This is a genomic window from Burkholderia cenocepacia (genome assembly GCF_014211915.1).
In the GTDB taxonomy this organism is placed as follows: Bacteria; Pseudomonadota; Gammaproteobacteria; order Burkholderiales; family Burkholderiaceae; genus Burkholderia; species Burkholderia orbicola.
In genome coordinates, this window is the sequence record NZ_CP060039.1 from 361,165 (window position 1) to 373,306 (window position 12,142).

Below are 12,142 nucleotides of genomic sequence, written 5' to 3' on the forward strand. Positions count from 1 at the left end.
CAGTGCTGACCGAAAGTTTAGATCGAAACGGCGATTTATTTCGCGCAAACGTTGAAACCGCGCGCGGCAAGGTGCCGGGCGCGGTCCGAAAGGGGGACGAACCGATGACGGGCGGGCCCGTCAGCCGATCTGCTGCATGATCGAGATCAGCTTCTTCGCGTAATTCGGGTCGGTTGCGTAACCGGCCTTCTGCATGCCGTGCGCGAAGCCCTCGACGCTGCGGCTCGCGCTCAGCACGCCCGCGTAGCGCGGGTTGTTCTTCAGCAGGTTCGCGTAATCGGTCATCGCGTGCTCGTACGAGTCGTACGCGCGGAACTTCGCGACCACGCGGCGCGGCGTGCCGTTCACGTATTCGGTGGTCAGCGCCGACACGGTGCGGCCGGTCCAGCCCTTGTTCGCCTTGATGCCGAACACGTTGTAGCTGGTCGAGCCGTCCGCCGCGCGGATCTCGCGCTTGCCCCAGCCCGACTCGAGCGCGGCCTGGCCGACGATGAAGCGCGCCGGGATGCCGGTCGTCGCGCTGGCCGCCTGCGCGGGGGCCGCGAGCCGGTCGACGAACGCGTCCGCGTCCTGCACGCCGCTCGCGCCCTTGACCGGCGGCGTCAGCGCGCTGCCGGCCGAATAGCCGCGCGCGCCGGCGAGCCCGCCGTTGTTCGCCGCGTTCGCATAGGCCTTCGCCATCGCGTTCATCGCGGCGAGGCTGCCTTCGTTGCCGGCCGTGCCGAGGCCGCCGGCACCCATGCCGCCCGCGCCCACATCCGCTGCCGTATCGCTGCCCGCGCCGGCGCCCGCATTGCGCAGCAACTGCTTCATCAGCGCGTCGGCGACGCCGATCCCGCGCGTCGACATCTGCTGCGCGAGCTGCTGGTCGAGCATCGACGTGTACATCTTCGACGTATGCGAATCGAACAGCCCGCCGTCGGGCGACGCGTCGCGCATGCTCTTGAGCATCATCTGCGTGAACATCGCGTCGAACTGGCCGGCCACCGCCTTCGCGCCGGCCTGCGGCGACTGCTTCGCCTGCGCGCGCAGCGCGTCGAAACCCTGCACGTCGAGCGCGAAGCGCTGCGTGAGGTCGTTTGCGTTCGGAAGGTTCGCCGCCATTTAGATCACCTCCAGGTCGGCGCGCAGCGCGCCGGCCGCCTTCATCGCCTGCAGGATCGACATCAGGTCCGCGGGCGTCGCGCCGAGCGTGTTCAGCGCTTTCACGACGTCGGCGAGATTCGCGCCGGCCGTCACCATCTTCAGCGCGCCGTTGTCCTGCTTCAACTGGATCTGCGACTGCTGCGCGACCACCGTCTGCCCGTTCGAGAACGGCCCCGGCTGCGACACCACCGGCTGCGTGTTGACGACGACCGACAGGTTGCCGTGCGCGACCGCGCAGCTCTGCAGCGTGACCATCTGGTTCATCACGATCGAGCCGGTGCGCGCGTTCAGGATCACCTTCGCGGCGGCCTTGTCCGGGCTCACGTCGAGGTTCTGCAGCCGCGCCATGAACGCGACCTGCTGCGCCGAATCGGCCGGCGCCGCGAGCTGGATCGTGCGGCCGTCGAGCGCCGTCGCGGTGCCCGGGCCGAAGCTCGAGTTGACCGCGGACACGATGCGCTGCGCGGTGCCGTAGTCCATGTCGTTCAGTTGCAGTTGCAGCACGCCGTTCATCTGCGCGATCGCGTTCGGCACCGCGCGCTCGACGATCGCGCCGCCGACGATCCGGCCGGCCGCGAGCTGGTTCACCTGCACGCGGCTGCCGTTCGCGCTGGCGCCCGCGCCGCCGACCGCCATGTTGCCCTGCGCGAGCGCGTACACCTGCCCGTCCGCGCCCTTCAGCGGCGTGAGCAGCAGCGTGCCGCCGCGCAGGCTCTTCGCGTTGCCGAGCGACGACACGGTCACATCGAGCGCCTCGCCGGGCCGGGCGAACGGCGGCAGCGTGGCCGTCACCATCACGGCCGCGACGTTCTTCAGCTGCATGTTGTTCAGCGACGACGGGCCGCCGTTGGCCGAACCGTTGTTGATCGAGATGCCGAGGTTCGCGAGCATGTTCGCGAGCGTCTGCGTCGTGAACGGCGTCTGCATCGTCTGGTCGCCCGTGCCGTCGAGGCCGACGACGAGGCCATAGCCGATCAGCGGGTTGTCGCGCACGCCCTGGATCTGCGCGAGATCCTTCAGGCGTTCGGCGTGTGCCGGCGCGGCGCCGAGCACGCAGGCGGCGGCCACCGCCGCGAACGCGACGGCGAGCCGCGCGGCCGCATGCGCGCGGGCCGACAGGCGGTGGAACAGGGTCGTCTGCATCGTCATCACCACGGCGCGATGTTGAGGAAGAAGCGCTGCAGCCAGCCCATCGTCTCGGCTTCGTTGATGTAGCCCTTCGACGAGTATTCGATCTTCGCGTCGGCGACCTGCGTCGAGTAGACCGAGTTCGCACCCGAGATCGTGTTCGGGTTGACGACCCCCGAGAAGCGCACGAATTCGTTGCCCTGGTTGATCAGCATCTGCTTCTCGCCGCTGACCACGAGGTTGCCGTTCGGCAGCACGTTGGTGACGGTCACCGTGATCGTGCCGTTGAACGTGTTCGCCGCGCTCGCGCCGCCGGTGGCCGCGAACTTGTTCGCGCCGGTCGCCGACAGGTTCGCCTTCGCGAACAGCCCGCCGAGGAAGCCGGCGGTCGGCACGTTGAAGTCGGTGTTGCCCTGCCGGTTGGTGTTCGCGCCGGACGACTTGGTCGCGTTGATGTTCTCCGCGATCATGATCGTCAGGATGTCGCCGATGTTGCGCGGCCGCTGATCCTCGAACAGCGGCCGCCCCGCGAAGCCGGGGTTGTAGATCGAGCCGGGCGCCTGCATCGACATCGGCATCGGCGGCTGCGCCGTCATCGGCTGCTGGATGATCGGATCGCGCGGGATCTGCGCGCAACCGGCGAGCGCCGCCACCGCGACCGCGCACGCGGCGCGGACGGTGGCTGACGAGGGGAGGCGAACCTGCTTCATGGCTGCGACGGGACTTCCGGTTAGCTCTTCATCTGCGTGACGGTCTGCAGCATCTGGTCGGACGTCGTCACGGCCTTGCTGTTGATCTCGTAGGCACGCTGCGTCTGGATCATATTGACGAGTTCCTGCACGACGTTCACGTTCGACGCCTCGACGTAGCCCTGGTTGAGCACGCCCGCGCCGTTCAGCCCCGGCTGCGACACGTTCGGCGCGCCCGACGACGTCGTTTCCGCGAACAGGTTCTCGCCCTTCGCCTCGAGGCCGGTCGGGTTGATGAAGGTCGCGATCTGCAGCGAGCCGATCTGCACCGCGTTGCTCGAGCCCGGCTGCGTGACCGACACGACGCCATCCTTGCCGATCGTCAGCGACTGCGCGTTCTGCGGCACGGTGATCGCCGGCAGCACCTGGTAGCCGCTCGACGTGACGAGCTGGCCCTGCGCGTTGGTCTGGAACGAGCCGTCGCGGGTGTACGCGTTGGTGCCGTCCGGCATCAGCACCTGGAAGAAGCCCGCGCCGTTGATCGCGACGTCCTTCGAGTTGCCGGTCTGCGTGAGGCCGCCCTGCGTGTACAGACGCTCGGTCGCGACCTGCTGCACGCCGGTGCCGAGCTGCAGGCCCGACGGCAGCTCGGTCTGCTGCGTCGAGTTCGCGCCGGGCTGGCGGATGGTCTGGTACAGCAGATCCTCGAACACCGCGCGCGACGCCTTGAAGCCGTTCGTGCTGGTGTTCGCGAGGTTGTTCGAAATCACGTCCATCTGCGCCTGCTGCGCATTCATGCCGGTGGCGGCGATGTAGAGCGAACGATTCATTTGTCGATTCTCCTGCGTAAGCTGGCGCGGGCGCTCAGCTGAAATTGAGCAACTGGTTCGCCGTCTGCTCGTTCTGGTCGGCCGTCTGGATCAGCTTCGACTGCAGCTGGAATGCGCGCGCGTTGTCGATCATCGCGACCATCGCGGTCACCGGGTTCACGTTGCTGCCTTCGAGCGAATTCGGCGTGACGACCACGTTCGGGTCGACGTCGGCCGGATTGCCGTCGGCGGTGCGGAACAACCCGTCGTTGCCGCGCGTGAGCGTGGCCGCATCGGGATTGACGAGCTTCATCTGGTCGACGATCGCGACCGCGGTCGGCGGGTCGCCCGGCATCAGCGCGGACACCGTGCCGTCCTTGCCGATCGTCACTTCCGCGTTCGGCGGCACCGAGATCGGGCCGCCGTTGCCGATCACCGGCAGGTTGCTCGCGTTGACGAGCTGACCGTTCTCGTCGACGTGCAGGTTGCCGGCGCGCGTGTACGCCTCGCTGCCGTCGGCCGTCTGCACCGACAGCCAGCCCGGGCCCTGCACGGCGACGTCCAGCGGATTGCCGGTGCGCGTGATCGGACCCGGCGCGTAATCGGCGCCGGGCGTCGACGCGAGCACGTAGGTACGCGTCGTCGTCGGGTCGATGTTGCTGCCGTCGCCGAAATTCATCGGCACCGCGCGATACGTCGCGAGCTGCGCGCGAAAGCCGGTCGTCGACGCATTCGCGAGGTTGTTCGCGACGATCGCCTGCTGGTCGAGCGACTGCGACGCGCCCGTCATCGCCGTATAGATCAGTCGGTCCATGGCTGCCGGTTATCCGCGCTTACAGGTTGATGAGCGTCTGGTCGACGGTCTGCTGCGTCTTGATCGTCTGCGCGTTCGCCTGGTAGTTGCGCTGCGCGGTGATCAGGTTGACGAGCTGCGACGTCAGGTCGACGTTCGAGTTCTCGAGCGCGCTGCCCTGCAGCGTGCCGTGGTTCGTGCTGCCCGGCGCCGACACCTGCGGCACGCCCGACGCGGCCGATTCCGCGTACTGGTTGCCGCCGAGGTTCACCAGCCCGTTCGGGTTGTTGAAGTTCGCGAGCGCGATCTGGCCGAGCACGGCGGTCTGGCCGTTCGAGTAGTTGCCGGTCAGCTTGCCGTCGGTGCCGATCGAATAGGTGGTGAGCGTGCCGCTCGCGTAGCCGTCCTGCGCGAGGTTGTTCACGCCGTCCTTGCCGCCGTACTGCGTCGTGCCGGTCAGGTCGAGCGTGAGATTCTGCGGCGTCGCCGAGCCGTCGGTGTTCGGCACGGTGAACTGGAACTGGCCGAGCGACGCGGTCGGCGTGGCCGGCGTGCCGGTCGTCGTGCTCTTGATCGCGCCCGACGTATCGAACGTGATCGTGCCGAGATCGCTCGTCGCGCCGCCCTGCACGCCCGCGTACGCTTCCCACGTGCCGGCCGACGACTTCACGAAGTACATGTTGACCGCCTGCGAACCGCCGAGCGAGTCGTACACCTGGATCGACGTCGAGTAGTTGTACGTCGTGGTGTCGGTCGCGTTGAACGGCGTCTTGGTCGGCACCGTGTCCTGCGAGTTCAGGTTGAACTGGCCGGTGATCTTGGTCGTCGCGGTCGGCGCGATGTTGGTGGTCGGCGCCTGCAGCGGCACGGTCTGCGCGGTGTTGATCACGCCGTTCTTGTCGGCCATGTAACCCATCAGGTTCATGCCCTGCGCGTTGACGATGTAGCCGTTCTTGTCGCGCTGGAACGTGCCGTCGCGCGAGTACGTCGTCACGCCGTTGTTCGACATCTGGAAGAAGCCGTTGCCGTTGATCGCGACGTCGAGCGACGAGTTCGTCGTGTTGATCGTGCCCTGGCCGAACTGCTGCTGTACCGAGTTCAGCGTCGTGCCGATGCCGATCTGCGTGTTGACCGACGTCGCGACCGAGTTCGCGTACATGTCGGCGAACTGCGCGGTGCTCGACTTGAAGCCGACCGTGTTCGCGTTCGCGATGTTGTTGCCGATCACGTCGAGCGCGTTCGATGCGCCCGAGAGGCCGCTCAGACCCTGTTGATAACCCATTTCGTTCTCCGTTACGGGAAAGCTCGATCAGTTGGTGGTGGTGTCGCCGGACGAGGACGACTTCGTGTTCGGGAAGATCGACGCAACCTGGGTGAGCCCCACCGTCGTGCCGTTCGACAGCACGAGCCCCGCGGTGCCGTCCGCCTGCTTGACCACGCTCTGCACCTGCGCGGCCGCGAGCGTCGTGGCCGCCTGCGGCGTGCCGGCGCTGTTGGTGTACGACGCGCTGACCGTATACGTGCCGTCCGGCAGCGCGTTGCCGGCCGCGTCGGTCGGGGTCCAGTTGAACGGCACGGTGCCGGCCGACTGCGCGCCCGCGTTGATCGTGTTCACGACGGCGCCCGCCGAGTTCTTCACGGTGATCGTCAGGTTCGACACCGAGCTCGCGAGCGACACGCCGAACGGCGACGCCGCGCCGCTCTTCACCGCGACCGAGTTGCCCGGCGCGAGCACGTTCGTGCCGATCAGCAGCGCGGCCTGCGTCTGCTGGCCGGCCGCGAGCTGCGTCGACAGCGACGTGAGCGACGTGTTCAGTTGCGCGATGCCGCTCACCGTGTTGATCTGCGCGAGCTGCGACGTCATCTGCGAGCTGTCGACCGGGCTGGTCGGGTCCTGGTTCTGCAGCTGCGTGACGAGCAGCTTCAGGAACGTCGCCTGCAGGTCGCTCGCCGACGTGCCGTTGGTCGACGACACGTTGTTGGTGTTCATCGTGTCGGTCGGCAGCGTCGACACGCTGGTGCCGTTGCTGCCGATCGTCGTGTTGGAGGAAGTCATCCTGTTGGCCTTCTGTCGGAACTGTCGGTGTCGGGTCGGTCAGGTCGGCGGCGCGCGGCTTACGAGCCGATCGTCAGCGTCTTGAGCATCAGCGTCTTCGCGGTGTTCAGCGTCTCGACGTTGGCCTGGTACGAGCGCGATGCCGAGATCATGTTCACCATCTCCTGCACCGGATCGACGTTCGGCATCTGCACGTAGCCGTTCGCGTCGGCGGCCGGGTTCGCCGGGTCGTAGGTCGATTTCATCGGCGACGGGTCGTCCATCACCTTGGTCACGCGCACGCCGCCCACGCCCTGGCCGGACGCGGTGCGCGCGCCGCCCATCGGGTCGGTCGCGAACACGACCTGCTTGGCCTTGTACGGCTTGCCGTCGGGACCGGTCGCGCTGTCGGCGTTCGCGAGATTCGACGCGGTGACGTTCAGGCGCTGCGATTGCGCGGACAGCGCCGAACCGGCGACGCCGAAGATGTTCATCAACGAAGGCATGAGGGCTCCTTGTGTTCGAGTCCGGATTCGGAAGCGGCGCTTACGAGTTCGTTACGAGTTCGTCGTGATCGCGGCGATCATCGCCTTGATCTGCTGGGTCATCACGGTCATCCCGGTTTCGTAGTGCAGCGCGTTGTTCGCGAACTGCACGCGCTCGACGTCGAGATCGACCGTGTTGCCGTCGAGCGACGGCTGCAGCGGCATCCGGTATTGCGCGCGGCCGTAGTCGTCCGCCGGGCCGCCGGTCGGGATCAGCTTCGCGGTGCCGGCCATGTGGCCCGGCGCCGTCGACACCATCGACATGCCGCTCGTCACGCCGGCCGGCTGCGTCATCGGCAGTTGCGCGGCGTTGTTCGGCGCCAGGCCGCCGCTCGTCTGCTTCAGCGAGCGCGCGAGCGTCGACGCGAAATCGACGTCGCGGGCCTGGTAGCCGGGCGTGTCGGCGTTCGCGATGTTCGACGACAGCAGTTCCTGCCGGTAGGCGCGCACGTCGAGCGCCTGTCGGCCGAACGCGAATTCCGCATCGAGTTTGTCCAGCATGTGTGCGTCTCTCCGTATGAAGCGCTGCACGCCCCTCGCGCCGGATGGCGACCCGAGAGGCTTTTTTCCATGACAGCGATGGTAGGCGCGGGACGCAACCGGCAATCGGACGAATAACGCGGCAAAGGCCCCCTCTATTCATCGTTTGCGCGACGCCCCGGCTCCCTAGAATGCGAAGCGGATCAACGGATCGAGGACACGGCGATGACGGGCGACGCACTTCGCGACAGGAACGGGCGGCTCACGCACGTCCGGCGCGCGTTCGCGCTCGCCGCGGCGCTGTGGATCGCCGCGCCTGCCGCCCATGCGGACGACGGGATGATCGTGATTCCGGGGCGCGGCGAGACGGCCGAAACCGCGCTCGCGCACGCCAATGCGGCGAGCGGCGGGCAGTTCGGCGGGAATGCGGGCGTCGCTTCGGCTTCGGGCGCGCAACGCGCGGCCGGCGCAGCGAGCGCGGCGACCGGCAGCAACTACGCGGCGCAACCGGCCAGCCAGATGGTCGTGACGAGCGTTCCGCCGCCGGCCGCTGCGCCGGCTCCCGCAACGATCCCCGTCTACGCAGCCGCCCGCGCGAACGCCGGGTACGGCGCGACGCCGCGCGCGGCCGACCCGGCCGCGATCGCGATGGTCGTCGCCGGCACCGCCGAGCCTGCATCGAATCTCGCGCGGCCGGCGCCGCAAGCGGCCGCAGCCGCCCGCCTGGCGGCGGCTCGTGCCGCATCAGCCGCAACGGCGCCGCGCACGGCGGCCGCTTCGGCCCGCCCGGCTCCGGCTACCGTCGCGGCCCAGCCCACGGCCCAACCCGCGACGCCGCCCGGCCAGCAAGACCCCGAAACGATCCGGCGCGCGGCGCTCGCGTTCCTGCAGCAGCAGATCGCCGGCCTGCCCGGCAAGACCACCGCGACGGTCACGACCGCCTTTCCGCGCGGGCTCGCCGCGTGCACGACGCTCGAACCGTTCCTGCCGACCGGCGCGCGCCTGTGGGGCCGCACGACGGTCGGCGTGCGCTGCGCGGGCGAGCGGCCGTGGACCGTCTACCTGCAGGCGAAGGTCGCCGTGCAGGCCACCTATTACGTCGCCGCGCGCCAGATCGCGCCCGGCGAGCCGCTCTCCGCGGCCGACCTGGTCGCGCGCGACGGCGACCTGACGGTCATGCCGCTCGCGGTGATCACCGATCCGGCGCAGGCGATCGGCGCGACCGCGCTCGCGCGCATCTCGGCCGGGCTGCCGCTGCGGCAGGACATGCTGAAGAGCGCGGCGTCGGTGTCGGCCGGCCAGACGGTACGGGTCGTCGCGGCCGGCCCCGGCTTCACGATTTCGGCCGAAGGCAGCGTGCTCGCGAATGCGGCGCCGGGCCAGTCGGTGCGGGTGCGGATGGCGGCCGGGCAGATCGTCACAGCGATCGTCAAGGACGCCGGCACCGTGGAAATTCCGCTGTAGGGACGGATCTGCCGCAAGAATGTAAAGAATTGTTTATTCGGAGCATTTCGGGCTCGCGATGCTAAAGTTCGGGCCGACCCGGCCGTTATCTGGGTCAAACCGTACAGGAAACCAATCGTGAAGATCGATTCCACTCCGAAACCGAGCCCCCTCGCGCCGACCGGCAACGGCGCGGCCCGTGCGCCGTCCGGCACGGCCCAGTCGTCCGCGCAGGCAGCCGATGCAGGATCGAGCGGCGGCGACACGACCGTGAACCTGTCGGGTCTGTCCGGCCAGCTGCGTTCGGTAGCCGCGTCGGGCGACGCCGATATCGACACGGGCCTGGTCCAGTCGATCAAGGACGCACTGAACAACGGCACGCTGACGGTCGACGCGAACAAGATTGCCGACGGCGTATTGAACACCGCCCGCGAACTGCTGCAGCAGCAGCGCCCGCAGGGCAGCTAATCCCGGCCTCGTGGCCGGTTCACCCGGTTTGCCGGCGTGCGGCCATCCCGCGCACCGGCGTGACGAGCATGACGCGATGAGAGAAGAGCTGCTGGCCACGGTCAACGACGAACACGCGACGGTCGAAGCGTTCGCGTCCCTGCTCGTCTACGAGGAAAAGGCGCTGACGACGGCCGAGCCGCTCGAGATGCTGCCCGGGATCGTCGAGAAGAAAAGCGCACTGATCGACCGGCTCGCGCAGCTCGAACGCACGCGCGACACGCAGCTTTCCGCGCTCGGCTTTCCGGCCGGCAAGAAAGGCATGGACCAGGCGGCCGAGCGCGACGCGCGCCTCGCGAGCCGCTGGCAACTGCTGCAACAGGCCGCCGAACGCGCGCGCCAGGCCAACGCGAACAACGGGATGCTGATCCGGATCCGGATGGACTACAACGAGCGCGCGCTCGCGGTGCTGCGCTCGGCGCCCGCGCCGGCCGGCGTGTACGGCCCCGACGGACGCGTGTCGGCACTCACGCGCTGACCGGCTGACGGCGCGCCGCGCGGCCGACCGGCGGCCGCGTCGCTGCTTCCCTCCTTCGTTACAACAGCGGACACGCGGTGACCTGCGTGCCGCGTTCCACGCACAGCCGCTCGTAGTCGCGCAGGTACGCGCGCTCGGCGTCGTCCAGCAGATCCAGATCGATCAGGTCCCAGTCGTAGCCCACCGTCACGATGTTCTCGAACGTCACGGTGCCGGGCTGCGCGTCGTCCGCCCGCACGATCACGATGTTCTCGATCCGCACGCCGCCCTTGCCCGGCAGGTAGATGCCCGGCTCGACCGAAATCACCGCATTCGGCACCAGCCCGTACGTCGCGCCCGGCGCGAACCGCACGCCACCCTCGTGCACGTGAATCCCGACGCCGTGCCCGGTGCCGTGGCCGAAATCGTGGCCATGGTCGCGGCACACCTGCCGCACCAGCGCATCGACGTCGCCGCCCGTCGCGGTGGCCGGAAAACGCGTGACGAGCCCCTTGATGCAGGCCTTCAGCGCGACCGTGTAGATCTCGCGCTGCCACGGCTGCGCGACCGTGTCCGGCCGCGTGCGGCGCAGCACGACGCGCGTGCAGTCCGTCGCGAAGCCGGCTTCGTAGTACGCGCCGCTGTCGAGCAGCACGAGTTCGCCTTCGGTCAGCTCGACGTCGGCGCTCGCCGCCGTGTAATGCGCGAACGCGCTGTTCGCGCCGTTCGCCGCGATCGACGGAAACGACAGCGCGACCGCCGAACGTGCGCCGTACGCGTCGTTGATCCTGCGCGCAAGGTCGTACTCGGTGTGGCGTACGCCCGGCTCGCCGGTCTTCGCCCAGCGCATCGTCTCGGCGATCGCCGCGCAGCTGCGCGCGAACGCGTCGCGGAACTGGCCGAGCACCGCCGGCGTCTTGCTCGCCCGCATCGCCTCGACCGGGTTGAAATCGGCATGCCGCGCGTGCGGCCACACCCGCTTCACCGCGTCGACGAGCGCGCAGTTCACCGATTCGAAGCCGTAGCACACGTGCTCGACGGCGAACTGCGCGAGGAAGCGCTCGAGCGCCGCGACGTCGCGCCGGATCACCTGCAGCGCCGGATACGAATCGAGCGCGACCTCGCAGCGGTCGCAGCCTTCCGGGAGGAACAGCGCCACCCGCCCGCCGACCGCGAACAGGAAGCCGAGGTGCGACGACGCATTCGGGATGTGATAGCCGCGGCTGTTCAGCAGATACGCGAGATCGTCCGACGCGCAGGTGAAGAACGCGGTCTTGCCGTCGGCCGCGCCGGTATGCGCGGCGAGCCGGCGGTTCAGCGCGTCGAGGTTCTGCACGACGCTCAGGCCGGTCATCGCTGCCGGGATCTCGAAGATCGGCCGCTCGACGTTCCAGCCCGGCAGCGCGATCGCCCGGTCGATCTCGCGCTCGGCGAGGCTCGTCCAGTCGAGCGACGCGGCCTGCGTCTGCTCGAACAGCCGGTTGCGCTGCGCGACGCTGATCCGCCGCGCGTCGTAGCCGACCCGCGCGAGCCGGCTCGCGTGCGCGAGCAGCCAGTCGGCCATCGCCTGCCAGATCGTCACGTTCATGCCGAGCTTCTCGACGCGCACGCGCGCCGGATCGCACTGCTCGTCGGCCTGGAAGTGATAACGGCCGTCGACGAACAGCACGAACGGCGGCAGATCGAGCGCCTGCGCGGTCGCCGCGCTCAGGAAGATCCCGCAGCCGGCCGAGCCGTCGAAGCCGGACACCGCGTAGCGCGGGTTGTTGCCGCGCGGCAGGTACTCGGTCACGTATTCGTCCTGCGACGTGATCAGCACCGCGTCGAGTCGCGCGGCATCGAGCAGGCGCGACAGGCCGGCCTGCGTGTCGGCGACGGACGCGTCGTACGGGGGAAGGCCGGAGAAGCTGTATTTCAGTCGATCGATCATCGGATGCCCGTTATTCATTGTTGTCGGCGGCCGGCGGCGTGCCGCGGCATCGCGCGCCGGGCACGGCACGTCGTTGCGGCGCAGGTCACGCGCGGCACGACGCGCGGCCGGGCCGCGCCGCCGGCCGAGAGGCAGGCCTTCGGTAAAATTTTTGTCTCACTTAACTTTGTTTGATGCGCG

General features: G+C 68.8%; 13 protein-coding genes. 3 read left to right on the forward strand and 10 right to left on the reverse strand.

Annotated features, from left to right (window positions below):
* Window positions 1–120: 120 nt before the first annotated feature.
* The 9 genes from flgJ to flgB are packed head-to-tail and all read right to left on the reverse strand — an operon-like array spanning window position 121 to window position 7,646.
* Window positions 121–1,104, reverse strand: a complete 984-nt coding sequence (gene flgJ, locus SY91_RS01675; protein WP_053524192.1) for a flagellar assembly peptidoglycan hydrolase FlgJ — start codon at window positions 1,102–1,104, stop codon at window positions 121–123.
* Complete coding sequence (locus SY91_RS01680; protein ID WP_124478199.1) at window positions 1,105–2,289, reverse strand: flagellar basal body P-ring protein FlgI; 1,185 nt, start codon at window positions 2,287–2,289, stop codon at window positions 1,105–1,107.
* A gap of 5 nt (window positions 2,290–2,294) precedes the next feature.
* A complete protein-coding gene (gene flgH, locus SY91_RS01685) occupies window positions 2,295–2,984 on the reverse strand; it encodes a flagellar basal body L-ring protein FlgH (RefSeq protein WP_006495504.1) in 690 nt (229 codons plus the stop codon).
* A gap of 20 nt (window positions 2,985–3,004) precedes the next feature.
* Window positions 3,005–3,793 carry a flagellar basal-body rod protein FlgG gene (gene flgG / locus SY91_RS01690; RefSeq protein ID WP_006477564.1) on the reverse strand — a complete coding sequence of 263 codons (789 nt, stop codon included), beginning with the start codon at window positions 3,791–3,793 and terminating at the stop codon, window positions 3,005–3,007.
* A gap of 34 nt (window positions 3,794–3,827) precedes the next feature.
* The gene (flgF, locus tag SY91_RS01695; protein WP_006477563.1) at window positions 3,828–4,586 is read right to left on the reverse strand and encodes a flagellar basal-body rod protein FlgF; all 759 of its coding nucleotides are present in this window, start codon (window positions 4,584–4,586) and stop codon (window positions 3,828–3,830) included.
* Between the two features lie 19 nt (window positions 4,587–4,605).
* Window positions 4,606–5,847 carry a flagellar hook protein FlgE gene (gene flgE, locus SY91_RS01700; protein ID WP_124478198.1) on the reverse strand — a complete coding sequence of 414 codons (1,242 nt, stop codon included), beginning with the start codon at window positions 5,845–5,847 and terminating at the stop codon, window positions 4,606–4,608.
* A 27-nt stretch (window positions 5,848–5,874) separates the two neighbouring features.
* A complete protein-coding gene (gene flgD, locus SY91_RS01705; RefSeq protein WP_006477561.1) occupies window positions 5,875–6,621 on the reverse strand; it encodes a flagellar hook assembly protein FlgD in 747 nt (248 codons plus the stop codon).
* A 59-nt stretch (window positions 6,622–6,680) separates the two neighbouring features.
* The gene (gene flgC, locus SY91_RS01710) at window positions 6,681–7,106 is read right to left on the reverse strand and encodes a flagellar basal body rod protein FlgC (protein WP_006485701.1); all 426 of its coding nucleotides are present in this window, start codon (window positions 7,104–7,106) and stop codon (window positions 6,681–6,683) included.
* A gap of 51 nt (window positions 7,107–7,157) precedes the next feature.
* Window positions 7,158–7,646, reverse strand: a complete 489-nt coding sequence (gene flgB, locus SY91_RS01715) for a flagellar basal body rod protein FlgB (RefSeq protein WP_185921034.1) — start codon at window positions 7,644–7,646, stop codon at window positions 7,158–7,160.
* 204 nt (window positions 7,647–7,850) lie between these two features.
* Here flgB and flgA point away from each other — a divergent pair, with 204 nt between their 5' ends.
* From flgA to SY91_RS01730, 3 genes are all read left to right on the forward strand, one after another.
* On the forward strand, window positions 7,851–9,089 hold the full coding sequence (gene flgA / locus SY91_RS01720; protein WP_185921035.1) for a flagellar basal body P-ring formation chaperone FlgA: 1,239 nt from the start codon (window positions 7,851–7,853) through the stop codon (window positions 9,087–9,089).
* A gap of 117 nt (window positions 9,090–9,206) precedes the next feature.
* Window positions 9,207–9,536, forward strand: a complete 330-nt coding sequence (gene flgM, locus SY91_RS01725; RefSeq protein ID WP_023476342.1) for a flagellar biosynthesis anti-sigma factor FlgM — start codon at window positions 9,207–9,209, stop codon at window positions 9,534–9,536.
* 76 nt (window positions 9,537–9,612) lie between these two features.
* Complete coding sequence (locus SY91_RS01730; RefSeq protein WP_006477557.1) at window positions 9,613–10,053, forward strand: flagella synthesis protein FlgN; 441 nt, start codon at window positions 9,613–9,615, stop codon at window positions 10,051–10,053.
* 58 nt (window positions 10,054–10,111) lie between these two features.
* Here the strand turns inward: SY91_RS01730 and SY91_RS01735 are convergent, their stop codons facing one another.
* Window positions 10,112–11,962, reverse strand: coding sequence for a M24 family metallopeptidase (locus tag SY91_RS01735; protein WP_023476344.1), 1,851 nt, complete (start codon window positions 11,960–11,962; stop codon window positions 10,112–10,114).
* Between the last annotated feature and the right edge of the window lie 180 nt (window positions 11,963–12,142).